Annotated in this window: 24 protein-coding genes and 1 other RNA gene; 3 read left to right on the top strand and 22 right to left on the bottom strand. The window is 64.5% G+C overall.

What is annotated here, in order from left to right; all coding sequences use genetic code 11:
- Nucleotides 1–14 precede the first annotated feature (14 nt).
- The 9 genes from AB5K84_RS13475 to miaA all read right to left on the bottom strand — a co-directional run bounded on the left by AB5K84_RS13475 (nt 15) and on the right by miaA (nt 12,065).
- Entirely contained in the window at nt 15–3,398 is a 3,384-nt protein-coding gene (locus AB5K84_RS13475; protein WP_441232488.1) for a bifunctional diguanylate cyclase/phosphodiesterase, read from the bottom strand.
- Between the two features lie 356 nt (nt 3,399–3,754).
- Nucleotides 3,755–4,774 (bottom strand): ketol-acid reductoisomerase, encoded by a 1,020-nt coding sequence (ilvC, locus tag AB5K84_RS13470; RefSeq protein WP_011089237.1) that lies wholly within the window; start codon nt 4,772–4,774, stop codon nt 3,755–3,757.
- A gap of 133 nt (nt 4,775–4,907) precedes the next feature.
- On the bottom strand, nt 4,908–5,510 hold the full coding sequence (locus AB5K84_RS13465; RefSeq protein WP_028176170.1) for a LysE family translocator: 603 nt from the start codon (nt 5,508–5,510) through the stop codon (nt 4,908–4,910).
- A 7-nt stretch (nt 5,511–5,517) separates the two neighbouring features.
- Complete coding sequence (locus AB5K84_RS13460) at nt 5,518–6,393, bottom strand: EamA family transporter (RefSeq protein ID WP_028176171.1); 876 nt, start codon at nt 6,391–6,393, stop codon at nt 5,518–5,520.
- Between the two features lie 69 nt (nt 6,394–6,462).
- The gene (locus tag AB5K84_RS13455; RefSeq protein ID WP_011089240.1) at nt 6,463–7,152 is read right to left on the bottom strand and encodes a class I SAM-dependent methyltransferase; all 690 of its coding nucleotides are present in this window, start codon (nt 7,150–7,152) and stop codon (nt 6,463–6,465) included.
- Between the two features lie 3 nt (nt 7,153–7,155).
- Nucleotides 7,156–7,698: an acetolactate synthase small subunit gene (gene ilvN / locus AB5K84_RS13450; protein WP_011089241.1), complete on the bottom strand. Its 543-nt coding sequence runs from the start codon at nt 7,696–7,698 to the stop codon at nt 7,156–7,158.
- Between the two features lie 23 nt (nt 7,699–7,721).
- Nucleotides 7,722–8,693, bottom strand: a complete 972-nt coding sequence (locus AB5K84_RS13445) for a threonine dehydratase (protein WP_182872360.1) — start codon at nt 8,691–8,693, stop codon at nt 7,722–7,724.
- 206 nt (nt 8,694–8,899) lie between these two features.
- Nucleotides 8,900–10,675 (bottom strand): acetolactate synthase 3 large subunit, encoded by a 1,776-nt coding sequence (locus AB5K84_RS13440; protein WP_182872361.1) that lies wholly within the window; start codon nt 10,673–10,675, stop codon nt 8,900–8,902.
- A 433-nt stretch (nt 10,676–11,108) separates the two neighbouring features.
- On the bottom strand, nt 11,109–12,065 hold the full coding sequence (gene miaA / locus AB5K84_RS13435) for a tRNA (adenosine(37)-N6)-dimethylallyltransferase MiaA (protein WP_441232487.1): 957 nt from the start codon (nt 12,063–12,065) through the stop codon (nt 11,109–11,111).
- 11 nt (nt 12,066–12,076) lie between these two features.
- On the opposite strand from miaA, the gene serB reads away from it, so the two are divergent.
- Nucleotides 12,077–12,982, top strand: a complete 906-nt coding sequence (gene serB, locus AB5K84_RS13430) for a phosphoserine phosphatase SerB (protein WP_011089245.1) — start codon at nt 12,077–12,079, stop codon at nt 12,980–12,982.
- A gap of 50 nt (nt 12,983–13,032) precedes the next feature.
- Here serB and AB5K84_RS13425 read toward each other — a convergent pair whose 3' ends face one another.
- From AB5K84_RS13425 to AB5K84_RS13365, 13 genes are all read right to left on the bottom strand, one after another.
- Nucleotides 13,033–14,190, bottom strand: a complete 1,158-nt coding sequence (locus tag AB5K84_RS13425) for an IS481 family transposase (protein WP_110116441.1) — start codon at nt 14,188–14,190, stop codon at nt 13,033–13,035.
- Between the two features lie 204 nt (nt 14,191–14,394).
- Nucleotides 14,395–15,918: a Do family serine endopeptidase gene (locus tag AB5K84_RS13420; RefSeq protein WP_011089246.1), complete on the bottom strand. Its 1,524-nt coding sequence runs from the start codon at nt 15,916–15,918 to the stop codon at nt 14,395–14,397.
- Nucleotides 15,919–16,061: 143 nt separating this feature from the next.
- Nucleotides 16,062–16,268 carry a DUF2065 domain-containing protein gene (locus AB5K84_RS13415; protein ID WP_011089247.1) on the bottom strand — a complete coding sequence of 69 codons (207 nt, stop codon included), beginning with the start codon at nt 16,266–16,268 and terminating at the stop codon, nt 16,062–16,064.
- Nucleotides 16,269–16,342: 74 nt separating this feature from the next.
- Entirely contained in the window at nt 16,343–17,239 is an 897-nt protein-coding gene (gene hflC / locus AB5K84_RS13410; RefSeq protein WP_011089248.1) for a protease modulator HflC, read from the bottom strand.
- Nucleotides 17,236–18,378, bottom strand: a complete 1,143-nt coding sequence (gene hflK, locus AB5K84_RS13405; protein WP_011089249.1) for an FtsH protease activity modulator HflK — start codon at nt 18,376–18,378, stop codon at nt 17,236–17,238. Before hflK ends, hflC begins: the two co-directional genes overlap by 4 nt.
- Before the next feature lie 153 nt (nt 18,379–18,531).
- Nucleotides 18,532–19,041, bottom strand: a complete 510-nt coding sequence (locus AB5K84_RS13400) for a dihydrofolate reductase (protein ID WP_304567463.1) — start codon at nt 19,039–19,041, stop codon at nt 18,532–18,534.
- Nucleotides 19,041–19,526, bottom strand: a complete 486-nt coding sequence (locus tag AB5K84_RS13395) for a GNAT family N-acetyltransferase (protein ID WP_011089251.1) — start codon at nt 19,524–19,526, stop codon at nt 19,041–19,043. The genes AB5K84_RS13400 and AB5K84_RS13395 overlap by 1 nt, the downstream gene beginning before the upstream one ends.
- A 5-nt stretch (nt 19,527–19,531) precedes the next feature.
- Nucleotides 19,532–20,326 (bottom strand): thymidylate synthase, encoded by a 795-nt coding sequence (locus tag AB5K84_RS13390; protein ID WP_011089252.1) that lies wholly within the window; start codon nt 20,324–20,326, stop codon nt 19,532–19,534.
- Nucleotides 20,327–20,496: 170 nt separating this feature from the next.
- On the bottom strand, nt 20,497–21,477 hold the full coding sequence (locus tag AB5K84_RS13385) for a tripartite tricarboxylate transporter substrate binding protein BugD (RefSeq protein ID WP_441232486.1): 981 nt from the start codon (nt 21,475–21,477) through the stop codon (nt 20,497–20,499).
- A 147-nt stretch (nt 21,478–21,624) separates the two neighbouring features.
- Nucleotides 21,625–23,139 (bottom strand): tripartite tricarboxylate transporter permease, encoded by a 1,515-nt coding sequence (locus tag AB5K84_RS13380; protein ID WP_027544749.1) that lies wholly within the window; start codon nt 23,137–23,139, stop codon nt 21,625–21,627.
- A gap of 7 nt (nt 23,140–23,146) precedes the next feature.
- On the bottom strand, nt 23,147–23,908 hold the full coding sequence (locus AB5K84_RS13375) for a tripartite tricarboxylate transporter TctB family protein (protein WP_028176176.1): 762 nt from the start codon (nt 23,906–23,908) through the stop codon (nt 23,147–23,149).
- A 94-nt stretch (nt 23,909–24,002) separates the two neighbouring features.
- The gene (locus AB5K84_RS13370; protein WP_011089256.1) at nt 24,003–24,533 is read right to left on the bottom strand and encodes a chromate transporter; all 531 of its coding nucleotides are present in this window, start codon (nt 24,531–24,533) and stop codon (nt 24,003–24,005) included.
- Entirely contained in the window at nt 24,530–25,135 is a 606-nt protein-coding gene (locus tag AB5K84_RS13365) for a chromate transporter (RefSeq protein ID WP_161533740.1), read from the bottom strand. Before AB5K84_RS13365 ends, AB5K84_RS13370 begins: the two co-directional genes overlap by 4 nt.
- A gap of 83 nt (nt 25,136–25,218) precedes the next feature.
- On the opposite strand from AB5K84_RS13365, the gene ssrA reads away from it, so the two are divergent.
- Together ssrA and AB5K84_RS13355 are read left to right on the top strand one after the other, a co-directional pair.
- Nucleotides 25,219–25,586: a transfer-messenger RNA gene (gene ssrA, locus AB5K84_RS13360) on the top strand.
- 114 nt (nt 25,587–25,700) lie between these two features.
- Nucleotides 25,701–26,219, top strand: a complete 519-nt coding sequence (locus AB5K84_RS13355; RefSeq protein ID WP_060908562.1) for an SspB family protein — start codon at nt 25,701–25,703, stop codon at nt 26,217–26,219.
- The last annotated feature ends 78 nt before the right edge of the window (nt 26,220–26,297 follow it).

Raw genomic sequence — 26,297 nt, 5'->3', positions numbered from 1 at the left:
CGGAGGTCATGAGATCACGCGACGTTTTGTGCCGGCAACGGCAAATCGAAACTGATTTCAGAGTTCGGCACGGGTCGCCCGAACAGGTATCCCTCGACGAAGTCCACGCCCGCTGCTTGAAGAGCATCGAATTGCGAAGGGGTCTCGACCCCCTTGGCGACCGTGGCGACACCGAGACCGCGCGCCAATGCGACGGCGGAGGCAACGACCGCGGCGCAATCCCTTCGCGTCGTGCAGTCCTTCACGATCGCGCGGTCGATCTTGAACTTGTCAAATGGGAAGCTCTGGAGGTAGCTCGCCGCGGAATAGCCTACACCGCAATTATCGAGGACGACGCCGACACCGAGGTTTTTCAGTTGCCGGACCGTCAGCAGGTGGGCCGCAAGATTCCCGTCCAGGAGCGCAGCGTCCGGTATTTCGAGTTCGAGCCGCTCGGGCGACAATCCCGACTCGACCAGCGCGCACAGGACGACGTCGAGCACGTTGCTCCTGTGGAACTGGGCGGCGCTCATGTTGACGGCGACCCTGATGTGCGCTGGCCAGGCAGCCGCGTCCAGGCAGGCCTGTCGCAATATCCATTCACCGAGCGGCACCATCAGTCCGGCCTGCTCGGCGACACCGAGGAACAGGAAAGGCGCCAGCACACCCTTCGAAGGGTGATGCCAGCGCACGAAACATTCCAGGCCCGTCATCGCGCGCGTTCTGGCGTCGATCACCGGCAGGTAGTGCAGCTCGAACTCGTTGCGGGCCATCGCTTCCCGCAGTTCGCCTTCCATCGACTTCTGTGTGTCCGCAGCTTCCGTCATTTCGGGCTGGAAGATGCGGAAATCGTTTCGGCCGGCAGACTTCGTCGCGTAGAGCGCGACATCCGCCTTCTGCAGCAACGTCTCGGCGTCGGCGCCGTGCTCCGGCGCGAAGGCGATGCCGACGCTGGCGCCGACGCTGACGCGATGGCCGTCAAGATCGAAGGGTTGCTCGATCAGGCCGATGATCCTCAGAGCGAGAGCAATCGCGCCCTCGCTCTGATTTTTTTCGTTCTCCTGGATGATCGCGAATTCGTCACCGCCGAGCCGCGCCAGCACATCGGTATCCCGCAACGACGAACTCAGCCGCCGCGCAACCTCGACCAGCAACTGGTCGCCCGCGGCGTGACCGAGCGTATCGTTGACGGCCTTGAACCTGTCGAGATCCAGCATCAGCACGCTGAACGTCGTGCCATGACGCTGCGACCGCTTTGCAGCATCGTCGAGCTTTTCGGAGAACACGGCGCGGTTCGCAAGACCCGTGAGCAGATCGTGCTGCGCCAGATAGGCGATACGCTTCTCGTTTCTCGCCCGATCGGTAATATCCTCGTGGGTCGTGAGCCAGCCGCCATCCTGCATCATGTGGCGCGCAATCGCGACCACCCTGCCGTCGGCAAGTTCCCGGATCTCGCTCAGCTGCTTCACGTTCTGGCTGAGATAGACGTCCGGCGCGACGTCGGCAAAATACGTCCCTTTTTCGCGCCGATATTCGAGAATCTGCGCCAGCGAAGTGCCTGGCCCGATCTGATCGCCGCTCAGATGGTAAATTTCGGCATAGCGCGCGTTCGAGACCACGATCCTCTGGTCCGCATCGAACATGCAGAGCCCCTGGGACAGGTTGTTGAGGGCAGCATCGAAGCGCATATTGATCGCCTCCAGCTCCACTGCCTTCTGGGCCAGCATCTGCTCGCCGCGCTTCTGCTCGGTGACGTCTTCGTGCGTCGCAACCCAGCCGCCGTCCGGCAGCGGCTTGCGCTGGATCAGGATCTGGCGGTGGTCTTTCAACGCGTAGTCCTGCTGTCGCTGGGTCGGCATGATCTGGACATGCTGGTCGATCGAAAGCGAGCTGGTTTCACCGCGATCCGCATAGTGCTGCAATATCCGCTGCAGCGGCGTGCCTGGCTGTACCAGTTCGTCCGGCAGATCGTACATCTGCTGGTAACGGCTGTTGGAGACGACCAGGTTCTTATCGGCGTCAAACAGGCACAGGCCCTGATTCATGTTGTTGATCGCGACATCGAACCGCGTGTTGATGAGCCTCAGCTCGGCGGCATTTTCGGCCAGCAGGATCTCGTCTCGCCGTCTCTCGGTGATGTCCTGATGAGTCGCGACCCAGCCGCCATCGGCCATGGGCGTTCGCAGGATCGAGATGATCCGGCCATCGGCAAGCGTGAGGATCCGCGGCGCCCGGTGCTTTGCGCCCTCGAGGAATTCCTCCGCGTCCAGTTCGGCTCCCGTTGCCTTGTAGTGGCCGACGATGCTGCTGAGCGGCGTACCAGGTTCGACCTGCGACTCCGTGAGATCATACATCTCGCGGTAACGGCTGTTGGCGACCAATAGCCTCTCGTCGGCGTCAAACATGCTGAGCCCATGCGGCATGTTGCTCAACGCAGCATCAAACCGGGCACTCGCAGCCGCAAGCGCATTCGTTTGCCGCCGCAGCAGGAATGTGCCGATCAGAATAATGGTGACGATCGCGGCAGCCAGCGGGCCGAAGGTGTAGAGATGCCGGTACAGCGGCTGCAACACGTAACTACGCGAGTAAGTCACCACCAGAACCAGCGGCAGGCCGGACACGGCCTTGTACCCTGCGATGCGCGTGACGCCGTCGACGGGGCTGGTGAGCTCGTATGAGCCCGACTCGGAGACCGGCAGATACTGGGTGAAGAGCGGGCCGCCCGCAACCGACATGCCCAAAACGTTGCTCTGTTCCGGAACGCGCGCCAGGATCCGCCCGACGCGATGGAGCAGGACGACCGAGCCGTCCTGCCCCAGATCTATCTTGCGGTAGATCTTGAGGAGAAAAGATTGATCGAGCGGTGCAGTGACGATACCCGCAAAGCTCCCGTCCGGGTTGTTCAACCGGCGCGACGCCGCGCTGAACCACTTGTCGCCGCCGGCCGAACGATAGGGTGGCGCAACGAACAATCCGGTGCCGGCGCCATCGCGCTGCGCGATGAAGTGCGACATGTCGGAGATGTTGCTGCGCGGCGGCGCGTGCTCGTAGGAATGCGCAACGACCGCGCCGGACGCATCGGTCCAGCCGACCGCGACGAGAATCGACGAGCTCTTGACCAGTTGACGCAACGCGGCATTGGCCGCACCGGGATCGGCGTATTTTCCGGACAAGGCGCCCTTGCGGATCGCCTGCGCCTCGAGCAGCACTCGATCGATGTCTTCGAACGTCACCGCGGCATGCTCGGCAAGAATGGCCGAGAGATTGAGCGCGTCGGTTTTCGCTGATGCGACCGCTTCTCGATAACGGATGCCCAGATCAACGAGAAACAGAGCGACGACAACGAGCGAAAACAGCAAGCCCAGGATCGTGACGGACGATCCCGGCGATCCGGCCAGCCTTCGCCAAGCGTTCAGCATTGTCCATCTGCAATACGAGCAATGGCTCACCCTCGCTCGGCCGCGCTAAGATTTGGTTGATCTGCCTATCGCAATTCGATCCCGTAGTCGTACGGAAATCAGGTCAGCAACGGTGCCCTAATACTTGGGGAGCGCTGAAAAACATCCATGCTGCTGCAAAACCGAGGTCGGTTTCGGCCGGAGCTTCGCGCCGCGCGGGGGGAGCGGCGCGCACGATCAGCGAGATCACACCGGTGCGAGGCGGACATCGCCTGACCGCTTCAGACCGGGACTGCTCCATGCAGACCCCGGAAGCTGGTGAATATGGATCGAGTTCCGGGGGGCGCGACTTCGTCACGCCCCCGGAATGACGGTGCTTAGTTCTTGCTCTTGTCGACCAGCGCGCCCTTCTTGATCCAGGGCATCATGTCGCGGAGTTTCGCGCCAACTTCCTCGATCGGATGCGCGGCGAGCTTGGCGCGGGTCGCCTTGAACGAGGTCTGGTTGACCTTGTTCTCGAGCATCCAGTCGCGGGCGAACTTGCCGCCCTGGATGTCGGCGAGAACGCGCTTCATCTCGGCCTTGGTCTCGGCGGTGACGATGCGCGGACCCGTGACGTACTCGCCATACTCGGCGGTGTTGGAGATCGAGTAGTTCATGTTGGCGATGCCGCCTTCATAGATCAGGTCGACGATCAGCTTCACTTCGTGCAGGCACTCGAAATAGGCCATCTCCGGGGCGTAGCCGGCTTCGACCAGGGTCTCGTAGCCGCCCTTGATCAGCTCGACCAAGCCGCCGCAGAGCACGACCTGCTCGCCGAACAGGTCGGTCTCGCACTCTTCCTTGAAGGTGGTCTCGATGATGCCGGCGCGGCCACCGCCGACCGCAGAGGCGTAGGACAGGCCGAGGTCGTGGGCGTTGCCCGAGACATCCTTGGCGATCGCAATCAGGCAGGGCACGCCGCCGCCGCGCTGATACTCCGAGCGCACAGTGTGGCCGGGGCCCTTCGGCGCGATCATCAGCACGTCGAGGTCGGCGCGCGGGTCGAGCAGGTTGAAGTGGACGTTGAGGCCGTGGGCGAACACGAGGGCGGCGCCCTTCTTCATGTTGTCGTGCAGGTGCTCGCGATAGATATCGCCCTGGAGTTCGTCCGGGGTCAGCATCATGACGAGGTCGGCCCATTTGGCGGCTTCGGCGACATCCATCACCTTGAAGCCGGCAGCTTCCGCCTTCTTAACCGAGCTCGAGTCCTTGCGCAGCGCAATGGCGACTTCCTTGACGCCGGAATCCTTCAGGTTGAGCGCATGGGCGTGGCCCTGGCTGCCGTAGCCGACGATGGCGACCTTCTTGCCCTTGATCAGGTTCAGGTCGGCGTCGCGATCGTAATAAACACGCATAGGTCGTTTCCTCGTTCAGGGCCGAAATCGGCCGATGGTCAGTGTCCGAAGGGTGAAATTTGCGGATTTCGGGGGCTGTCTAGAGCATTTTCAGCCCTGAGGGAAACCCGTTTCTGCATGGAAATCCGCGACATCATGCATCCATGAAAACGGGGTAGAGGGAGGCCAGCAGCAGGATCGCCATCAGGATATTGAAGGCGCGGACCAGCCGCTCGGAGGTCAGGATCGGCCGCAATGCAGTGCCGAACAGCGCCCAGACCACGGTCGAGACCGTGCCGACGAGCAGGCTGATCAGGGTCTGGATCACGATGTTGATGGGAAACCGGGCAATCGCCGCATAGGCGGTGATGGTGCCGATCACGATCACCCAGCCCTTGGCGTTGATCCATTGGAACATGGCCGCGCCCCAGAAGGTCATCGGGCCGCGGCCATCTTCCTCGCCCGGCTTGGTCGGGCCGGACATGGCGATCACGGCGGCAAGATAGATCAGGTAGACCGCCCCGGCATATTTCAGAATGGTCTGGAGGATCGGATAGGCCAGGAACACGGTGCCGAGCCCGACGCCGACGGTGGCGACCATGAAGGCAAAGCCGATGACGATGCCGACGATGTGCGGGATGGTGCGGCGGAAGCCATAGGTCAGGCCCGACGCCAGCAGCATGATGTTATTCGGCCCGGGGGTGAAGTACATCACCACCATGAAGGCGAGGAAGGCATAGAAGAGCGAGTAGGCCATGTTCACCTCACGCCGTCTTCGGCAGGATTTGCGGACGCCTCGCCAGCACCATCACGGCGATTCCGCCGATCACGGTCAGCATGCCGGCGAGGCGCAGCGGGCCGAACCGTTCGCCGAATACGATGCTGGAGGCGGCGGAGCCGACGAACGGCACCAGCAGCGCGAATGGCACCACCTGGGCCGCGGGATAGTCGCGCAAGAGGCGGCCCCACAGCCAATAGGCGATGCTGGTGGAAATGCCGCCGAGCATCAGCATGCAGAGCGCCGATGTCAGGGACATGTGCATCAGCGACGTCCAGGTCGACGCCGGCCCGTTGGCGATCAGCGCTAGCACGAACAGCGGCACGGCCGAGGCGACGCACAGCCAGGCGAACAGATCGAACATCGGCACGCCGCGAGCGCCGCGCAGCAGCAGATTGCCGATGGCAAAGCTGATCGGCGAGATCATCAGCACCGCAAAGGCGGCAACGCTGAAATCGTAGCCGACGGTGCCGCAGATCATCAGCAGGCCCGCTGCGGCGATGACGATGCCGAGCGTCTGCACTTGTGTCGGCCGCTCGCCGAAGGCGATCGCGGCGAAGCCGATCGTGAACAGCGCCTGGCTCTGCACGACGACACTGGTCAGCCCCACCGGCACGCCATGGGCGATGCCATAGGCCTGGCTCAGGAACTGGCCGAGAAACAGCGTGAAGCTGATCGCGATCAGCAGCGACCATGCGACCTTCGGCTTGGGAATGAACAGGCACGGCACCGCAGCAATAATGAAGCGCATCGCCGTCATCAGTTCCGGCGAAAACTCGTCGAGCGCGATCCGGCTCGCCACGAAGGCAAGCCCCCAGATGATCGCCACCAGGAGGGCGATGAGGATGTCGGCCGGCTTCATTGTTGTTTCCGGTTCTGCCCTGTCGTGCAGCCCTGTTTCTTGTTCTGGTCTAGCCTTGCTCGCCGGCCTTTACGTGGAAGGATTGGGTTTCCGCAGCAGATAAGTGCCGTGCATCGGCGCGTGATAGTCGGCCGAGACCAGCGTGAAGCCGACATCGGACAGCATCCGCTCCATCACCCAGCCGAAGGTGGAATATTCGTCGCGCATATGCGTGACCACGCCCTCGCGCGAGAAATCGTGGTTCTTGATCTGGAATTCTGCCCACTGCTCGACGTCGCGCTCGACCGCGTCGGGCATCGAGGCATAGACGATGTCGCGCAGATAGAAGCTCGCCCCCGGCTTCAGCGCGCGGAAGATCCGCGACATCGCCACCACCTTCCAGAAATCCGGCAGATGATGCAGCGTGAACTCGCTGACGATCAGATCGTAGGATTCCGGCCGGTAGGCGAAGCTGAGCAGGCCGGCCGACTGCGTGCGCACGGGCGCCTTGCGGTCCCGGGCATAGATCTCGGCGAGCGCCAGCATCGCCGGCGAGATGTCGATGGCATCGACCTCGGCGCCCATCAGCGCAGCTTCGGTGGCGAGCACGCCGTTGCCGCAGCCGATGTCGGCGATGCGCCAGCCGCGCTGGACACCGAGCATTTTCAGGGCGGCGCGCGCCCGCAGATCGGCATCGTCGTGGCTGTCGTAGATCGACGCCACCGCGGGCTCGATGCCCATCCGGTTCCGCTCGTTGTAGTACCAGTCGCGCGCCAGCATGGTTCACATCCCTTCAGGCCCGCGGCCGATCGCGGCAACGCCCGTGCGCGACACCTCGACAAGGCCGAGCGGGCGCATCAGGTCGATATATTGATTGATCTTGTCCGTATTGCCTGTGATCTCGAACACAAAGCTCTCGGTGGTGGCGTCGATCACGCGGGCGCGGAACGCATCCGCCAGGCGCAGCGCCTCGACCCTGTGCTCGCCCTGCCCGCGCACCTTCACCATCGCCAGTTCGCGCTCGATCGAGCGCTTGGTCTGGGTCATGTCGACAACGCGGTAGACCGGGATCATGCGGTCGAGCTGGTGCTTGATCTGCTCGATCACCATCGGCGTGCCCGTGGTGACGATGGTGATGCGCGACAGATGCTTCTGCGCCTCGGTCTCCGAGACCGTGAGGCTCTCGATATTGTAGCCGCGCCCGGAGAACAGGCCGATGACGCGCGCGAGCACGCCGGGCTCGTTCTGCACGAGCACCGAAAGCGTATGCGTCTCGTTGGGATCGTGGCGATCCTCGATGAAATAGGCGGATGCGGGCTGGTTCATTGTCGTCCCCTCTTGTCTCTCCGTCACGCCATCGCTGGCGCCTCTGCCCCGATCCAACTGCGGAACAGGTCGAAATCGATATTGCCGCCGGACAGCACGAGACCGACGCGCTTGCCTGACAGTTTTGTCTTTTCCTGAAGCGCCGCGGCGAGCGCGGCGGCACCGGCGCCTTCGGCGAGATTGTGCGTATCAGTCCAGTAGGCGCGGATCGCGGCGGCGACCTCGTCGTCGGTGACCTGCACGATGCGCGAGGCGCCCTTCCGGATCAGCGCGAACGCGTCTGCGTCGGGAATGCGCGTTGCCATGCCGTCGGCCAGCGTGTTGCTGGTCTTCGTCGTCACGATCTTGCCGGCCGCGAACGACAGCGCATAGGACGGCGCTTCGGTCGACTGCACGCCGACGATCTCGGTCTTCAGGCCCAGGAGGTCGCGTGCCATGATGCAGCCGGAGATGCCGGAGCCCTGCCCGATCGGCACATAGAGAACATCGAGATCTGGCGCCGTCCGGAACAGTTCGAGCGCATAGGTGGCGACGCCGAGCACGAGATCCGGATGGAACGACGGCACCATGTGCAGGCCGGTAAATTGGGCGCGCCGTTGCGCCTCCTCGGCGGCCGCTTGAAAATCCTCGCCATGCTCGACGAGTTCGGCGCCAAAGGCCTTCATCGCCCGGTTCTTCTCGACCGAGTTGCCGCGCGGCACATAGATCACCGCAGGCACGCCGTGGCGGCTCGCCGCGAACGCCAGGCTCTGGCCGTGATTGCCGCGCGTCGCCGAGATGATGCCCGGAATGTTCGGCCGCTCGCGCTTCAGCCGTTCGAGATACACCAGCCCGCCGCGCACCTTGAAGGCCCCGATCGGCGTGTGGTTCTCGTGCTTGACGACGACGCGCGTGCCCAGCCGCTCGGCGAGCAGCGGCCAGGCATGCGCCGGCGTCGCCGGCACCGCCTGCCCCACGATCGCATGTGCGCGCTCGAGCTCCTTCAGGTCGAACATGGTAGCCCCGCAAATGATCTGCTCCCTCGCCTCGCTTGCGGGGAGAGGGTTGGGGTGAGGGGGAGTCTCTGCGCGGACGGTGAGAATTTGACTCGCGGAGACTCCCCCTCACCCGGATTGCGCTCACGCGCAATCCGGCCTCTCCCCGCAAGCGGGGAGAGGCGAAGGGAGACCGCTCGTCGCTGCTGCGTCATCGCCCTACCAGCTCACACCAGCGCCTTGCCGCCCGCGAACGCCTTGGCCGTGGCCTCGTCGTTCGCCTGCTCCGGCAACAGCATCTCGTTGTGCGCCTTGCCGGAGGGGATCATCGGGAAGCAGTTTTCGAGCGCAGCGACGCGGCAGTCGAACAGCACCGGGCGCCTGACCGAGATCATCTCCTGGATGGCGCCGTCGAGATCTGAAGGCTTGTGCACCTGGATGCCGACGCCGCCATAGGCTTCCGCGAGCTTGACGAAATCCGGCAGCGCCTCCGAGTAGGAATGCGACAGGCGGTTGCCGTGCAGCAGCTGCTGCCACTGCCTCACCATGCCCATGTACTGGTTGTTCAGGATGAAGATCTTGATCGGCAGCTCGTACTGCACCGCCGTCGACATCTCCTGGATAGTCATCTGCACCGAGGCATCGCCTGCGATGTCGATGACGAGGCTGTCCGGGTGCGCCACCTGCACGCCGACCGCGGCGGGCAGGCCGTAGCCCATGGTGCCGAGCCCACCCGACGTCATCCAGCGATGCGGCTCCTCGAAGCCGTAGAACTGCGCCGCCCACATCTGGTGCTGGCCGACCTCGGTCGTGATGTAGGTATCCCGGCCGCGCGTCGCCTCGAACAGGCTCTGGATCGCGTGCTGCGGCAGGATGATGTCGTTGCTCTTCTTGTAATAGAGCGAGTTGCGGGCGCGCCACTGCGCGATCTGCTGCCACCACGCCTTGACGTCCGGCTTCCTCGCCTCCGCCTTGAACACCTGGAGGATGTCGCCGAGGATGTTGCCGCAATCGCCGATGATCGGCACGTCGACACGGATGTTCTTGTTGATCGAGGACGGGTCGATGTCGATGTGGATCTTCTTCGAGCCCGGCGAGAACGCGTCGACACGGCCGGTGATGCGGTCGTCGAAGCGCGCGCCGACGCACAGCATGACGTCGCAATCATGCATCGTCATGTTGGCCTCATAGGTGCCGTGCATGCCGAGCATGCCGAGCCAGTTCTTGCCCGACGCCGGATACGCGCCCAGGCCCATCAGCGTGGAGGTGATCGGAAAACCGGTGACCTCGACCAGCTCGCGCAGCAGCTTGGTCGCCTCCGGGCCGGAATTGATCACGCCGCCGCCGCTGTAGATCACGGGACGCTTGGCGTTCGCGAGCAGCGAGACGGCCTTGCGTATCTGCGTCGCATCGCCCTTCACGCGCGGCGCGTAGGAGCGGTGCACGTCGGACTTGCGCGGCGGATGATAGGTGCCGGTCGCGAACTGCACGTCCTTGGGCACGTCGACCAGCACCGGGCCCGGACGGCCCGTGGTCGCAACGTAGAACGCCTCGTGCAGGACCTTTGCGAGGTCGTTGACGTCGCGCACCAGCCAGTTGTGCTTGGTGCAGGGACGCGTGATGCCGACCGTGTCGCATTCCTGGAACGCGTCGTTGCCGATCAGATGCGTCGGCACCTGGCCGGAGATGCAGACCAGCGGGATCGAGTCCATCAGCGCGTCGGTCAGCGGCGTCACCATGTTGGTGGCGCCGGGACCGGAGGTCACCAGCGCAACGCCCGGCTTGCCGGTCGAGCGCGCATAGCCCTCGGCGGCGTGGCCCGCGCCCTGCTCGTGGCGGACCAGGATGTGCTGGACCTCGCTCTGCTGGAAGATCTCGTCATAGATCGGAAGCACCGCGCCGCCGGGATAGCCGAAGATGTCGGTCACGCCGTGATCGATGAGCGCGCGAACGATCATCGCGGCGCCGGTCATCTGGTTCGGATCGTGGCTCTTGTCGCTCATTGGCTTGCTCCGGATGCGCTGTTGCCAGCGGCTTCATTCATGTCGGGTTCGGGAAATAAAAAAGGCCCCGAAGAGGGCCCATGCACACCGCCTGTCATGTGGATGGCAGCTAGCCATCCCCGGCGGTGTGCCTGGGTACGACGGCGATAAGGAGTTTGGTAATAATGTTACGCATGGCAGGCGCCCGGCTTCCCAAAGGTTGCGCGAAACATAGCGGCCAAAGCCCGGATGTCAAGGCGATGCGGCCGTCCCCGCGCGATTTTGGCAGTGTAGCGGTGTTCCCGGGGTTCGGCGAGAGGTAAATTCGGGGAACCCGGCGCAAAAGCACGTCGCCTACGCCGTCATTCCGGGATGGTCCGCAGGACCAGACCCGGAATCCCGAGATTCCGGGTTCTCGCTTTGCGAGCCCCGGAATGACAGCGCATAGGAGGCCTCAACCCTCGTCCTGCGCCGCATTCACGATCGCCGCGAGCCAGCCCCTCGCCTCCTCCGGCTTCACCCATTCGAACTCCGGCAATTGGTGCCGGAACCAGGTGAATTGCCGTTTGGCGTAATGGCGGGTGTCGGCGCGGCCGATCGTGGCCGCCTCGTCCAGGCTGAGTTCACCGCGCAAATGCCGGATCAGGGCCGGCACGCCATGGGCCTTCATCGCCGGCAGCAGCGGATCGAGCTGCCGGGCGGCGAGGCGCTCGACCTCCCTCAAGGCGCCGGCGCCGAGCATGGCGTCGAAGCGGGCATCGATGCGGGCATAGAGCTCGTCGCGCCCGGGGGCGAGAAATACCGCGTGAAAACTGTCCCTGGGCAACAGCGGCGGCTGGCCCTCCTGATGCCAGTCCAGCAGCGAGCGCCCGGTCGCCTCGATCACTTCGAGCGCGCGCGCGATCCGCGTGCGGTCACGCAGGTTCAATCGCCCGGCCGCACGCGGATCGCGGGCCGCGAGTTCCGCATGCAGCGCCTCGACGCCGTTCCGCTCCAGCCGCGCGCGCACGTCTTCGCGCACCTCGGCAGGGATCGGCGGCACCACAGAGAGGCCCGCGGTCAGCGCCTTGAAATAAAGTCCGGTGCCGCCGATGAAGATCGGCAGGCGGCCTTCGGCTCGCGCCCCTTCGAGCGCCTTGGCTGCATCGCTCACCCAGGCACCGGCCGAGAAATTCACGGCGGCATCGACATGGCCGTAGAGGTAATGCGGCACGAGCGCCTCGTCTGCCCGTGTGGGGCGCGCCGTGATGATGCGCAGGTCGCGGTAGACCTGCATGGAATCGGCATTGATGACGACGCCACCGGCGGCGAGCGCCAGCTCGAGCGCCAGCGCCGACTTGCCGCTGGCGGTCGGGCCTGCGATAAGCACGGCCTTGCCAATAGGCCTTCTGCCGACTTGCCCCTCGCTCACGAAAACCTCAAATGTCCCTGGTCGCCACGCTGATCTGCAATCCCGATAGTCCCGCGCTCGACTCTACCATCGTCGACGGCGCCCGCGCCGTGCTGCCTCAAGCGACGCCTGCGCACTGGCTGTTCGACGGGGTTGCGGTCGACATTCCCTTCGGCGCCGACAGTAACCTCGAAGGCGACCGTCACGCCATCGAACAGCGGTTGCGCGAGCTTCGCGGCGACCTGCCGATCGACATCGTCGTGCAGCCAGCCGGCGTCCGGCGCAAGAAGCTTTTTCTGGCCGACATGGATTCCACCATGATCGGCCAGGAATGCATCGACGAGCTCGCCGATCTCGTCGGGATGAAGGCCCATGTCGCCGCCATCACCGAACGCGCGATGCGCGGCGAAATCGAGTTCGAGCCGGCGCTGCGCGAGCGCGTAGCGCTTTTGAAGGACCTTCCCGCCAGTGTCGTCGACGAGGTGCTGGAAAAGCGCATCACGCTGACCCCGGGCGGCCGCACACTGGTCGCGACCATGCGGGCGCACGGCGCCTATACCTGCCTCGTCTCCGGCGGCTTCACCCTGTTCACGAGCGCGGTCGCCGCCAGGATCGGTTTCCAGGAGAACCGCGCCAACGAGCTGATCGTGCGCGACGGCAAGTTCACCGGCGAGGTCAAGGAGCCGATCCTGGGCCGCGCGGCCAAGCTCGCGACGCTGGTGGATTTGATGGAGTCGTTCGATCTCGACGACGTCGACTCGGTCGTGGTCGGCGACGGCGCCAACGATCTGGCGATGATCCAGGCGGCGGGACTGGGCGTGGCCTATCATGCCAAGCCGGCGGTGGCCGCTGCGGCTGCTGCAAAGATCGACCACGGCGATCTCACCGCGCTGCTCTATGCGCAGGGGTATCGGCGCGAGGAGTTTGTCGAGGGGTAGCCTCCTCCCCGCTGTCATCGCCCGCGCAGTGTTCAGCCCGGGCACATAGCTTACACCTGTTCGGGGAGATGGTTGACACTTTTGGGGTTACGTAGATCGATCGTTTCGATCTGGTGAGCGGCAAAGAATATTCCAAACTTTCCCTCAGCACTGAGCTGACGAATGGCGAGTTTCTCACCACGGAAGGCTTGCGGGACTTTCCAGAGCCGTCCCTTGAAGCTGACATAGGCCTTCGTGGTGGAGACGGAACGGACGATCTCGCCCTCGTCGTACTCCACCGTTGGAAGGCGATCCGGCATGAGGCGCTGGCTTGGTCGATAACGGCTTGCGGGCACATCGAAGCCCAATGCCTCGTGCGGCCGATCTAGATTGTAGACGGCTCGCCATTGGTCGAATGCCCGCTGGACATCGGCAAGGTCCCGGTAGCGCTTGAAGGCGAGAACCTCGGCCTTCAGGCTGCGATGGAACCGTTCGTTCTTGCCTCGGCTCTGGGGATGATAGGGCCGGCTGTGGATCGTGCGGACGCCGAGCTTGAGAAGCCACACCGTCAGCGTGGTCCAGGGGTCTTCAAGGGTGAAGCCCCAGGGGCCGCCATTGTCGACGAACATCGCATCCGGCAGTCCGTAGCGATGGAACGTCGCCTCAAGATGTCCTCGTACCGTCGAGCCTCGTTCGTTGTCACAGGCTGCCAGGCATAAGGAAAAGCGCGAGTGATCGTCTAGCGTCGTCAGTGGATGACAAGACACGCCGTTCTCCAGCGCACTGTGCCCCTTGAAGTCCATTTGCCAAAGCTGGTTGGGCGCATCCTTCTCAAAGCGAGTATAGGGCTGTCCAGGCGTGCCCGCGGGCTCCTTCACACGATCGTAACGGCGTAAAATTTCGTGCACGGTCGATATCGCGGGAGTGGCTTGCCGATTGCGCTTCAGGCGATGCGCGAGCTTGCGCGCACCCCAGGCCGGGTGCGCATCTCGCAGCTCGACAATCTGCTGCTCGGTCGCAGCAGCTGTACGCTCCGGACTGTGATGAGGTCGTCGCGACCGGTCTGCCAACGTCGCATCGCCCGCTTCGTACCGCTGGATCCACTTGTAGCCGGTCTGGGCGCTGATGCCGAACTGCCGGCACAGCTTCCGCCGGTTCACTCCCTCCTGCTTGGCAAGCATCACAAACTCTCGCCGTTGATCCATGACAGACACCTCGCGCCACGGCATCGCTCGCCCCCTTGTTTGACGAATCGAGCCGATTTTGACGTGTCAACCATGTCCCCGAACACCCGTCAGTCATGTCTCCGGGCTAAACAGCAGGCGGGCGATCCAGTATTCCAGAGACAGTGCGGCTAGAACCGAGAGGCCGCGGCGTACTGGATGCCCCGCCTTCGCGGGGGCATGACAGTTGAGTGCGGGGCGTATCGCCCCTTACTGCACGCTCAGCGCCACGAACCGCAGCTCGCCGTCGGCGTTGGAGACCAGCAGCAGCACCGACTTCTTGCCGTCCTTCTTGAGCTGGTCGACCCGCTTCTGGATGTCGGCGCCGCTGGAGACGACCTCCTGTGCCACCTCGACGATGACGTCGCCGGCGGACAGGCGCTTCTCGGCGGCGTCGGAATTGGCGTCGACATTGGTGACGACCACGCCCTTGACGCTGTCCTTGATCTTGTAGCGCGTGCGCAGGTCCTTGTTCAGCACGGCGAGATCGAGGCCGAGCGCCTTCTGCGTCACCGGCTTCTCGGGCGCGGGCTCGTCGGTCTTCACCGCGGCCTGCACTTTGTCGGGATCCTGGAGGCGGCCGAGCGTGACCTTCTTGGTCTCCTCCTGGCCTTTGCGGATGATGATGACGTCGACCTCCTTGCCGACCGCTGTGTCGGCGACGACGCGGGAGAGATCCTTCGGGTCCTTGACGTCCTTGCCGTCGAACTTGACGACGACGTCGCCGGGCTCGATGCCGGCCGGCTTGGCCGGGCCCTTGTCGTCGACGCCGGCAACCAGCGCGCCGCGCGGCGGCTTGATGTTGAGGCTCTCGGCAATCTCATCGGTGACGCTCTGGATGCGCACCCCCAGCCAGCCGCGGCGCAATTCGCCGAACTGGCGGAGCTGGTCGACGACGCCCATGACCGTCTTCGACGGCACGGCGAAGCCGATGCCGATCGAGCCGCCGGATGGCGAGATGATCAGCGTGTTGACGCCGATAACGTCGCCATCGAGATTGAACAGCGGACCGCCGGAATTGCCGCGGTTGATGGCGGCGTCGGTCTGGATGTAGCTGTCATAGGGACCCGAGGAGATGTCGCGGTTCTTGGCGGAGACGATGCCGGCCGTCACCGTGCCGCCCAAGCTGAACGGGTTGCCGATCGCGACCACCCAGTCGCCGAGACGCAGCTTGTCGGAATCGCCGAACTTCACCGCGACCAGCGGCTTCGTCGGCTTGAACTTCAACACGGCCAGGTCGGTCTTCTTGTCGACGCCGACCAGCTCGGCCTTGATCTTGGTGCCATCGTTGAGGATGACGTTGATCTCGTCGGCGTCCGCAATGACGTGGTTGTTGGTGACGACGACGCCTGATGTGTCGATGATGAAGCCGGAGCCGAGCGAGTTGGTCTTGCGGGGCGGGCCGTTGTCGCCGCCCTTGCCGCCACCGGGGCCGCCGGGACCCCTGCGGTTCTTGAAGAAGTCGTCGAAGAACTCCTCGAAGGGCGAGCCGGGCGGCAGTTGCGGCATGGTGTTGCTGCCGCCGCCCTTGGCTTCGACGGTCTGCGAGGTCGAAATGTTGACGACCGCGTCGATCACCTTCTCGGCGACGTCGGCGATGCCCTCCGGTCCGCGCGCCTGAGCTGGCGTGCCGAACGCGCCGAAAGCACTGACGGCGAGCGCGGCCAGCCCAATTCTCACGCCAAGTCGCGCACGATGGCGCAAGCGGGACGGGGCAATGATGGCAGCGGTCATTGTGATCTCCAGAAAAAGGGATTCGGCGTCAAGACTGCGCTCGAACGGGGGGACGGCGCAAGCGCGGAGCTTCACGGGCCTCAAGACCCGGATAATACGGCGAAAACCGGTCCCTTGCCTTCACTTTGGCGTTGGCGCGAGGCCTAAATCGGACGCCGCATCACCCAGATCAGGATCAGGCCGACCACGGCCGAACCGATCCCGACCGCCCGCAGGACGTTGTCCGGCGTGGCGATGGCGCTCTTCATGGCCTTGCGCATCCAGTTCGGACTCGCCGCGAACATCAAGCCTTCCAGCACGAACAGGATGCCTAAGCCGATGAGGAAGTCGGCGAACGCAATGGACCTCATCGGATTGGAACCTCCCGTGGTGCTGTTCTTGTCTGGACGAAGGGCGGCCAGACCTGCCGCCGCCCTTGTCTAGCTTACGGCTTTGCCGGCGTCGCGGTCGCCGCCTTGCCGGACGGGTTACCAAAGAACCGGAAGAAATCCGAGTCCGGCCGCAGCAGGAAGCGGGTGTCGTTCGACTTCAGCCCGTTCTCATAGGCCGTCATCGACCGGTAGAAGGCGAAGAAGTCGGCATCCTTGCCGTAGGCTTCCGCAAACAGGCGGTTGCGCTCGGCATCGCCGACGCCGCGGGTCTGCTCAGCCAGCGATCTGGCTTCCGCCTCGATCACGGTCGCCTCGCGGTCGGCCTTGGAGCGGATCTCCTGCGCCTTCTGGCCGCCCTGCGCCCGGAACTCGGCGGCTTCCCGCTCGCGTTCCGTCTTCATGCGCTGGTAGACCGCCTGGCTGTTCTGCTCCGGCAGGTCGGCGCGGCGAATCCGGACGTCAACGACCTGGATGCCGTAACCGTCGGCCTCGCGATCGAGCTGGTCGCGGATACGCAGCATCAGCTTCTCGCGGTCGTCGCGCACCACGTTGATGAAGGTGACCTCGCCGAGCACGCGGCGCAGCGCCGCGTTCAGGAGCGTGGTGAGCTGGATGTTGGCAGCCTGGATCGAGCCGACACTCTGATAGAAGCGCAGCGCGTCCTTGATGCGGTAGCGCGCGAAGGCGTCGACCACGAGCCGCTTCTGGTCGGATGCGATCGCTTCCTGCGACGGGTTCTCCAGATCGAGGATCCGCTTGTCGATGTTGATCACCGAATTCCACGGCGCCTTGAAGTGCAGACCGGGATCGGTGACGACGTCGACGGGCTTGCCGAACTGAAGCACGATGGTCTGCTCGGTCTGCTGCACCGTGAATAGCGACATGTAGCCGACGATCACGACGAGCAGGAGCCCGAGGAGGGTGACGATACCTGTGACCGGAGACCTCATCGGCTGCCTCCGCTCGATTGCTGACCGGCGGCGGGCGGCCGCTTCGTCGTCAATTCGCCCAGCGGCAGATAGGGCACCACGCCCTGGCCCGAGGGGCCGCCGTCATAGACGAGCTTGTCCGCGCCGCCAAGCACGCGCTCCATCGTCTCCAGATAGATCCGTTCACGCGTCACTTCGGGCGCCTTCTTGTATTCCTCGTAAACCTTCAGGAAGCGCGAGCTCTGGCCCTTGGCCTCGGCAACCGCCTGCTCCTTGTAGCCTTCGGCGGCCTGCATGATCTGCGCCGCACGTCCGCGCGCCTGCGGCACCACCTGGTTGGCGTAGGTCTGTGCTTCGTTCTGCAGCTGCTCGAGATTGGCGCGCGCCGCCTGCACGTCGCGGAAGGCGTCGATCACCTGCGCCGGCGGATCGACCTTCTGCATCTGCACCTGGCTGATCTGAATGCCGGCGCCGTAGCTGTCCAGAGTCTTCTGGATCAGTTCCTGCACGCCCTGTTCGGTGACGTTGCGCGCGCCGGTGAGGATCGGCTGGATCTGCGAGCGGCCGATCACCTCGCGCATCGCGCTCTCGGCGACCGCCTTCACGGTGCCTTCGGGGTTCTGGATGTTGAAGAGGAAGTCGCCGACGCCGCCGGTGTCGGGCTTGATGCGCCATAGCACGGTGAAGTCGACGTCGACGATGTTCTCGTCACCGGTGAGCATCAGGCTCTCTTCGGGCACGTCGCGAATGGAGCGGCCGCGCCGTGCCGGATCGTCGATCAGCGTCATGCCGATGGAGATGGTGTTGACGCGCAGCGCCTTGGGCAGCAGCACTGTCTCGATCGGATAGGGCAGATGATAGTTCAGGCCCGGATCCACGGTGCGGACATGCTTGCCGAAGCGCAGCACGACGCCGCGCTCCTCGGACTGCACGCGGAAGAAGCCCGACAGCAGCCAGAACGCGATGATGATCAGGATGATCAGCGTGATGCCGACGCCGGAGAAATAGCCACCCGGCATGATCTGCTGAAGGCGGTCTTGGCCGCGCCGCAGAAGGTCTTCCAGATCCGGAGGCCTCGGCCCGACCGGTTGCGGGCCTGAGCCCCATGGTCCCTTTGGACCCGAGCCCCATGGGCCACCGCCCTGATTCTTCCACGGCATTCGACGCTCTCCTCGGCAGGGTGGAATTGCCCCTGCCCGCTTTGTCCGGTCCGGCTTTATAGGGGACAGGCAGGTCCCTTACAACGCAGCCCGGGCTGTCTTTGCAGCTAAGCCCGGGGGCAGAAAAGTCAATGTTAACATTGGCGAATGCGGTTAATGGCGCGGCCGCCGACGATATGTCACATAGGAGTAATCGGCGCTGTCGTTCGGTCCGGCAGGATGACGGATGCGCGCCGTCTCCTCCCATTCTGCCTTGTCGATGCCGAAATGCGTGTCGCCATCGGGGCGCGCATGCACTTCGGTGATTTCGAGCCGATCGGCACGACCGAACCATTGCCGATAGATCTCGGCGCCGCCGATCACCGCGATCTCGGTGACCGAACGCCGCAGGGCATCGCCGCGCGCAATCGCCTCCGCATCCACGCCTGATGTCGTGACGACGGCACCGGCGGCGCGATAAGCCGGATCGCGCGTGATCACGATGTTGGTGCGGCCCGGAAGCGGCCGGGGCAGGGATTCGAAGGTCTTGCGGCCCATGATCACGGGCTTGCCGATCGTGAGCGCCTTGAAGCGCGCCATGTCGGATTTCTGCCGCCATGGAATCGCGTTACCTGCGCCGATGACGCCATTCTCCGCGACCGCCACGACGAAGACGATCTCCATCAGACAGAGCTCCCCGCAAGCCGCGTCAGCGCAGGACCGGTGACGCGGCACAGCGTCCAGTCGTCCATCATGACGGCACCGAGCGACTTGTAGAACGCGATCGACGGCGCGTTCCAGTCGAGCACCGCCCATTGCAGACGCGACCAGCCGTTCTCGACGCATTCCTTTGCGAGATAGACCAGCAGCGCCTTGCCGAGGCCTTTGCCCCGATGCGACGGCCGCACATACAGATCTTCGAGATAGATGCCGTGACGGCCGCTGAAGGTGGAGAAATTGGCGAACCAGACCGCAAAGCCGACCGCCTCGCCGTTCCACTCGGCGATCGCACAATAGAGCCGCGGTCGCTCGCCGAACAGCGCGTCCGCGATGTCAGCCTCGGTCGCCTCGACCTCGTGCGAGAGCTTTTCGTATTCGGCGAGCTCACGGATGAAGGCAAGAACCAGCCCGGCTTCGCCAGGACGCACGCGGCGGATGTTGAGCGACATCTGCGTCAGACCGCGACTTCCGCCTTGATGTGTGGGTGCGGATCGTAGCCGACGAGCTCGAAATCCTCGAAGCGGAAGGAGAAGATGTCCTTCACGTCGGGATTGATCCGCATCACCGGCAACGCACGCGGTGCGCGCGTGAGCTGGAGCTTCGCCTGCTCCAGATGGTTGGAATAGAGATGTGTGTCGCCGAACGAATGCACGAAGTCGCCGGGCTTCAGGCCCGTGACCTGCGCCACCATCATGGTGAGCAGCGCATAGGAGGCGATGTTGAAGGGCACGCCGAGGAACACGTCGGCCGAGCGCTGATAGAGCTGGCACGACAGCTTGCCGTTGGCGACATAGAACTGGAACAGGCAATGGCACGGCGGCAACGCCATCTTGTCGACCTCGGCCGGATTCCAGGCCGAGACGATCAGGCGGCGCGAGTCCGGATTGCGCTTGATCATGTCGACGACGTTGGCGATCTGGTCGATGCTGCGTCCGTCCGGCGCGGGCCAGGAACGCCACTGATGACCATAGACCGGGCCGAGATCGCCATTGGCGTCCGCCCACTCGTCCCAGATGGTGACGCCGTTGTCGCGCAGATATTTGATGTTGGTGTCGCCCTTCAGGAACCACAACAGCTCGTGCACGATCGCCTTCAGCGGCAGCCGCTTGGTGGTCAGCATCGGGAAGCCGGCCGACAGATTGAAGCGCATCTGATGGCCGAACACCGAGAGCGTGCCGGTGCCGGTCCGATCGGTCTTCTCGGCGCCGTCTGAGAGAATCCGCTCGAGCAGGTCCTGATACTGGTGCATGTGTCGTGTGCCTTTGGGGAGGCCGCGAACTTAGCGGCCACCTCCGCGCTGCGACAGCGGCGATTCGCTGCCTGCACCGATTATACCCGGAAAAAGTGAGCGTTTCCGGTGCAAACGACAAGGGGCGGAACCCGCGTCCCGCCCCTCGCCTATCGGCTTGATTGTGCTGGTTAACTGGCCGGCTTGAGCACCGGCGTCCACTTCGCGATCTCGTTCTTCACGAGGGTCGCCAGCGCCTCCGGCGTCCGGTCCTTTGGGCCCGGGATGACGCTGCCGAGCTCGAGCAGGCGCTTCTTCACGGTCTCGTCGTCGAGCGCCTTGACGGCGGCGGCGTTCAGGCTCGCCACGATCGCCGGCGAAGTTCCCTTCGGTGCGAACATCGCGTTCCAGGCCTGGGCCTGGAACGCAGGCAGGCCGGCTTCCGTCGTCGTCGGCACGTTCGGCAGCGACGGATTGCGCTCGGCCGTTGCGATCGCATAGGCCTTGATGGTGCCGGCGTTGATCTGTGGCACGGCGTTGACGATCTGGTCGCACATGTAGTCGACCTGCCCCGCCACCAGCGCGTTCATCGCGGGGCCGGTGCCGTTGAAGGGCACGCCGACCGGCTTGATGTCGAGGATGGAGTGCAAGAGCTCGCAGGACACGTGCGAGACCGAGCCGACGCCGGCATGCGCCGCGTTCACCTTCTCGGCATTGCCCTTCACGTAGGCGACGAACTCCTTCAGGTCCTTCGGCGGAAAATCCTTGCGCGCCAGGATCAGGATCGGCGTGCCCGCCAGCAGCGCGATCGGCTCGAAGTCTTTCTCCGGATGATAGGCGAGCTTCGGGTAGAGCGGCACGGATGCGGCATGCGTGCCCATATGCCCCGTGATCAGCGTATAGCCGTCATTGGCCGCGCGCGCGGCCCGCGCGGTCGCGGTGGTGCCGCCGGCGCCGACCACGTTCTCGATGACGATGCTCTGCCCCAGCGTCTGCGCCATGTGCGCGGTAACGATGCGCGAGATCACGTCGGTCGGGCCGCCGGCCGCGAACGGCACGATCATGGTGATGCCGCGCGTCGGATAGGTCTGCGCCTGAGACGGTGCGACAAACGCGCACAGCGATGCGGCCGCCGCGGCACATGCGCCCGCGAGCGCGCGAATAAAGGTCATGCCGATCCCCTTGTCGACTCCTTGGGACACAAACAAAAATGCCGGCCACAAGGGCCGGCATTTTCATTTCACGAAGACATCACACAAGTCGATTCGACTTCCGAATGCGGCGCGCGGACGCAGGGCGCCGCGACGACGCAGGCGCGATCAGTTCTCGGATTCGGTGAACACCTCGTCGCGCTTGGCGCGCAGCGCGGGCAGCACCGTGAGGATCAATAGGCTCGCCGCGATCGCCAGCAGCACCGCCGACAACGGACGCGTCAGGAACACGCTCCAGTCGCCGCGCGAGATCAGCAGTGCGCGGCGCAGGTTCTCTTCCATCAGCGGTCCGAGCACCATGCCGAGCAGCAGCGGTGCCGGCTCGAAATCGTGCTTGATCAGCCAGTAGCCGACGAGACCGAACACGCCGGCGAGGATGACGTCGACCGGTGCGTTGTTCACCGAGTAGATGCCGATCGCGCAGAAGATCACGATCGAGGGGAACATCAGCCGGTAAGGCACGCGCAGCAGGCGGACCCAGATTCCGACCAGCGGCAGGTTGATGATGATCAGCATCAGGTTGCCGATCCACATCGAGGCGATCATGCCCCAGACGAGATCCGGCTGCTTCTGCATCACCTGCGGGCCCGGCACGATGCCATGGATGGTCATCGCGCCCACCATCAGCGCCATCACCGCGTTCGGCGGGATGCCGAGGGTGAGCAGCGGGATGAAGGAGGTCTGCGCCGCCGCGTTGTTGGCGCTCTCCGGCGCCGCCACGCCCTCGATCGCACCGCGGCCGAACCGCGACGGGTTCTTGGCGATCTTCTTCTCGAGCGTATAGGCCGCAAAGGACGCGATCACGGCGCCGCCGCCCGGCAGGATGCCGAGGATCGAGCCGAGCACGGTGCCGCGCAGGATGGCAGGCGCGGAGTCGCGCAGGTCCTTCCTGGTCGGCATCAGGCCGGTGATCTTCTGCTGCACGAGGTCGCGGTTCATCTCGGCGCCGGCGTCGAGGTTGCGGATGATCTCGGCAAAGCCGAACACGCCCATCGCCACCGTCGCAAAGCCGAGGCCGTCGGCGAGCTCCGGAATGTTGAAGGCCATGCGCGAGGCGCCGGTCTCGATGTCCGAGCCGACCATCGACATGAGCAGGCCGAGCACGATCATCGCGATCGCCTTCAGCACCGAGCCCTTGGCCAGCACGACCGCGAAGATCAGGCCGAGCACCATCAGCGAGAAATACTCGGCCGGGCCGAACGCCAGCGCGAGCTTGGTCAGCGGCGCGCCGAGCACGGCGATGAGCACGGTCGCGACGCAGCCGGCGAAGAACGAGCCGATCGCGGCGATCGCCAGCGCCGGGCCGGCACGGCCCTGCTTGGCCATCTGGTGACCGTCGATGGCGGTGACGACCGATGTCGCCTCGCCGGGTATGTTGACCAGGATCGACGTGGTCGAGCCGCCATACTGCGCGCCGTAATAGATGCCGGCGAGCATGATCAGCGCGCCGACCGGCGGCAGTCCGAAGGTGATCGGCAGCAGCATCGCCACGGTCGCGATGGTGCCGATGCCCGGGAGAACGCCGACCAGCGTGCCGACGAGGGCGCCGATCAGGCACATCAGGAGGTTGATCGGAGAGAGCGCGACGGCGAAGCCGTGGGCGAGGTTGGCAAAAATATCCATCACGCCCTCACTGGATCAGGAAACGCGGAAACATCGGCATCGGTAGCCCGAGCACGTAAGGGAAGAGCAGCGCGCAGCCGAGCGTCAGGCAGGCGCCGACGATGGCAGCCTCCAGCCAGCGCGTCTCATGCGAGCCCATCGCCGCGATCATGAAGCTCGCGAAGGCGGAGACCACGAGGCCCAGCGGCCGGATCGCGAGCGCGAAGAACACGATCGAGACCATCACGAACAGCGGCCCGCGCCAGGAGTAATGGGCCATCGCCGGCCCATCGGTCAGAAGGCCGGTCAAGGCAATGCCGGCGGACAAGGCGACCAGCAGCCCGCCGAACATGCGCGGCGCGGTGCCCGCACCGAAGGAGAAGCCGCGCATGCCCTGCAAATCGCTCGAGGCCCACAGCGCGAACAGCGCGAGTGCCATCAGGATGACGCCGCCGACATAATCCTGGGCCGACCGGATGGTCATGAACAGCGTGACGATCGCCACCGCTAAGACCGGATAGGAATAGATCAGCGCCAGCAGCACGTCGGATGACGCCTTCTTGGTCTCACCGCCGACCGATCCGATCAGTGCCGCGGGAGCGCCCGCGACCAGCGCGGTGGCATGGCTGATGAGAACGGTGGCCGGGCCGCGTCCCGCGCCCCAGCCAAAGATCGTCCCGATCGACCAGATGAATTCGAATATCTGCGGCGCAACGGCCAGCAGACAAAAACCGATCGCCACCGAGGTGTTTCGGGTGGCTGTCGCTGAGTGGCCCATCGTATCGGCCATGCATGTCTCCTCCGCGACCCGTAAGTCACGCGCAGTGTTGTTCTAATCGGCTGGAAATGGATCCCTCGCCCGGATCACTGCCTAGCGATTTTCATTACACAATGCCAGCAAAACCCAACAAGCCCCCGGCGAGCAGGAGCCATAGTGGATTGATGCGCGAGACCGCTGCGAGCACCGCAACCATCGCGGTCAGAAGCACCGCAGCAATCGTGCGATCGGTCGCGTTGGCCAGGATCAGGGCACTCGCCGCCATCAATCCGATCGAGAGCGGAACCAATGCAGCCTGGATCAGGCCGGGCCAGCGCGATTGGCTCGGCCGGTTCAAGAGCCGGCTGACATAGTAGGCAACCAGCGCGGTCGGCAGGCACATGGCCAGCGTCGCTGCCAGCGCGCCGGGGATGCCGGCGACGGCATAGCCGATTAACGTCACGATAAGCACGTTCGGACCTGGCGAGAGCTGCGCGATCGCATAGGCATCAGTGAACTGCTTGTCGGTCATCCAGTGATGCACATCGACCGCGATACGGTGCATCTCGGGCACCGCGGCCGCGGCGCCGCCGACCGCGAACAGCGACATCAGCGCAAAGGTGGAGATCAGCGCCCAGATCGGGTTCTCGGCGTTCACGCTGCTACCTTCCGCCGCAGGAGGAAGGTGGCGCCGACACTCACGGGGATCGCGACCAGCAGCACCGTCTGGAGCGGCAGGCGAAGCACGCCGATGGCAAGGAACACGGCGAGCATCAGGATGAGCGCAACGGCGTCCATCCGCTTGAACAGCGGCGTCATCATGCGAAAGACGACCGCGATCAGGAGGCCGACCGCCGCGCAGGAGATGCCTGCGAGGATGCGGCGCAGCACCTCCACATCGCCGAACCGGGCGTAGATGATCGCAAGTACGGTCATGATCAGCGTCGGCGGCAGCAGCAGCCCGGCAAAGGCGGCAACGCCGCCCGCGATCCCGCGCAGCCGCGCGCCAAAGACCATCGACAGATTGACGATGTTGGGCCCGGGCAGGAAATGGCAGAGCGCGAAGGTTTCGTTGAACTCGTCCGCCGTCATCCAGCGGTGCTGCTCGACGATCGCCCGCCGGGCGAACACCAGAACTCCGCCGAAACCAGCCAGGGACATCCGGGCGAAGGCCACAAACAGCGCGGTCAGGTTGGGCGGAGGGCCGCTGGTCGCGGCACGATCCGGCTCTTGGGCGGCCGGTGCTGAATCCGGGGACATGTCAGGAGCTTAGAACGAGGGCCGCCGCAAGGCCAAGGCTATCCGGAACCTATCCAAAGGGAACCGCGCCATGCCGCGCCAAACCCCTGTCTTTCTAAACCTTTGCCCCCTATATTGGGGGTGCCGGTTCGCCGGCTATGGAAATAAACGGTCGTCGTAATAAACCATTCGGACCCGGGGGCGGTACCCGGCGCCTCCACCAAAGCCCACCAGCGGGCAGGCCCTAGAAGCGGGTTTTGGCGGGGGCGAAATAGGATCGACGAGGGCGTAAAGGGCGTGCTTTTTCCCGGTATTGTTCCGCCGTTATCGGGCTACTGCAATAGTTGCCAACGACAACTTTGCTCCGGTTGCTCAGGCTGCGTAACGCAGTTTGAAAGACCATCTTAAAGTCCTAACGGGTTAAGCTCCGTTAGGCGGGGTTCGGAGGCACCTGGCAACAGAAGCCTCCACTTACCTTCGATTTCCTCCCCCACGGGGACTCCTGCTGACCCGTCAGGCGCGGTACTATTGCGGCTTGGCGAGTCGGGCCGGCAGGGCCCAACTCCTGGAATGCAACAGGACCACCATGGCGACCGATCATATCCGATACGATGTGCTGGCCCGCGACGCGCTGCGCGGCGTGCTGCGGAAGGTGCTGACCGACGCCGCGTCCCATGGACTGCCGGGCGAGCATCATTTCTTCATCACCTTCGTGTCGAAGGCCGAGGGCGTGAAGCTGTCGTCGCGGCTCCTGGCGCAATATCCGGAAGAGATGACGATCATCCTGCAGCATCAGTTCTGGGATCTGACCGTGCTCGAGGACCGCTTCGAGGTCGGCCTGTCGTTCGGCGGCATTCCGGAGCGGCTGGTGGTGCCGTTCAGCGCCATCAAGAGCTTCCTCGATCCGTCCGTGAAGTTCGGCCTCCAGTTCGACACGTCCGATGTCGCCGAGGTCGCGCCCGAGACGTTGCCCGCGGCCCCTGCCCCTTCGGCCCTGTCGGTGCCCACGCCCGCCACGGACAAGGCGGAGACCGCGGAAGAGCCGACCCCGCCGAACCAGGGCGGCGCCGAAGTCGTGCGGCTCGATCGTTTCCGCAAGAAATGATCTAGGCTACCGCGCGAGACCGTCGCGCCCGGCCAAACTGCCTATATAGAGGAGCACATGAAGAGGCCGCGCGGCATT

The organism is Bradyrhizobium sp. 1200_D9_N1_1, assembly GCF_052075915.1.
Taxonomy (GTDB): domain Bacteria; phylum Pseudomonadota; class Alphaproteobacteria; order Rhizobiales; family Xanthobacteraceae; genus Bradyrhizobium; species Bradyrhizobium diazoefficiens.
The sequence above is the reverse complement of the archived record's forward strand: the minus strand, read 5'-3'. Positions and strand labels throughout refer to the sequence as shown.

Bases quoted from the DNA above. Each gene is read 5' to 3' on its own strand.
- AB5K84_RS13425 (WP_110116441.1), bottom strand. From the start codon at position 14,190: ATGCCGTGGCGCGAGGTGTCTGTCATGGATCAACGGCGAGAGTTTGTG.
- AB5K84_RS13375 (WP_028176176.1), bottom strand. From the start codon at position 23,908: ATGGCCGATACGATGGGCCACTCAGCGACAGCCACCCGAAACACCTCG.
- hflK (WP_011089249.1), bottom strand. From the start codon at position 18,378: ATGCCGTGGAAGAATCAGGGCGGTGGCCCATGGGGCTCGGGTCCAAAG.
- ilvN (WP_011089241.1), bottom strand. From the start codon at position 7,698: ATGAACCAGCCCGCATCCGCCTATTTCATCGAGGATCGCCACGATCCC.
- AB5K84_RS13440 (WP_182872361.1), bottom strand. From the start codon at position 10,675: ATGAGCGACAAGAGCCACGATCCGAACCAGATGACCGGCGCCGCGATG.
- hflC (WP_011089248.1), bottom strand. From the start codon at position 17,239: ATGAGGTCTCCGGTCACAGGTATCGTCACCCTCCTCGGGCTCCTGCTC.
- AB5K84_RS13365 (WP_161533740.1), bottom strand. From the start codon at position 25,135: ATGTCCCCGGATTCAGCACCGGCCGCCCAAGAGCCGGATCGTGCCGCG.
- serB (WP_011089245.1), top strand. From the start codon at position 12,077: ATGTCCCTGGTCGCCACGCTGATCTGCAATCCCGATAGTCCCGCGCTC.
- AB5K84_RS13400 (WP_304567463.1), bottom strand. From the start codon at position 19,041: ATGGAGATCGTCTTCGTCGTGGCGGTCGCGGAGAATGGCGTCATCGGC.
- ilvC (WP_011089237.1), bottom strand. From the start codon at position 4,774: ATGCGTGTTTATTACGATCGCGACGCCGACCTGAACCTGATCAAGGGC.
- AB5K84_RS13395 (WP_011089251.1), bottom strand. From the start codon at position 19,526: ATGTCGCTCAACATCCGCCGCGTGCGTCCTGGCGAAGCCGGGCTGGTT.
- AB5K84_RS13355 (WP_060908562.1), top strand. From the start codon at position 25,701: ATGGCGACCGATCATATCCGATACGATGTGCTGGCCCGCGACGCGCTG.
- AB5K84_RS13415 (WP_011089247.1), bottom strand. From the start codon at position 16,268: ATGAGGTCCATTGCGTTCGCCGACTTCCTCATCGGCTTAGGCATCCTG.
- AB5K84_RS13465 (WP_028176170.1), bottom strand. From the start codon at position 5,510: ATGGCCTACTCGCTCTTCTATGCCTTCCTCGCCTTCATGGTGGTGATG.
- AB5K84_RS13445 (WP_182872360.1), bottom strand. From the start codon at position 8,693: ATGTTCGACCTGAAGGAGCTCGAGCGCGCACATGCGATCGTGGGGCAG.
- AB5K84_RS13420 (WP_011089246.1), bottom strand. From the start codon at position 15,918: ATGACCGCTGCCATCATTGCCCCGTCCCGCTTGCGCCATCGTGCGCGA.
- AB5K84_RS13475 (WP_441232488.1), bottom strand. From the start codon at position 3,398: ATGCTGAACGCTTGGCGAAGGCTGGCCGGATCGCCGGGATCGTCCGTC.
- AB5K84_RS13390 (WP_011089252.1), bottom strand. From the start codon at position 20,326: ATGCACCAGTATCAGGACCTGCTCGAGCGGATTCTCTCAGACGGCGCC.
- AB5K84_RS13455 (WP_011089240.1), bottom strand. From the start codon at position 7,152: ATGCTGGCGCGCGACTGGTACTACAACGAGCGGAACCGGATGGGCATC.
- AB5K84_RS13385 (WP_441232486.1), bottom strand. From the start codon at position 21,477: ATGACCTTTATTCGCGCGCTCGCGGGCGCATGTGCCGCGGCGGCCGCA.
- AB5K84_RS13460 (WP_028176171.1), bottom strand. From the start codon at position 6,393: ATGAAGCCGGCCGACATCCTCATCGCCCTCCTGGTGGCGATCATCTGG.
- AB5K84_RS13380 (WP_027544749.1), bottom strand. From the start codon at position 23,139: ATGGATATTTTTGCCAACCTCGCCCACGGCTTCGCCGTCGCGCTCTCT.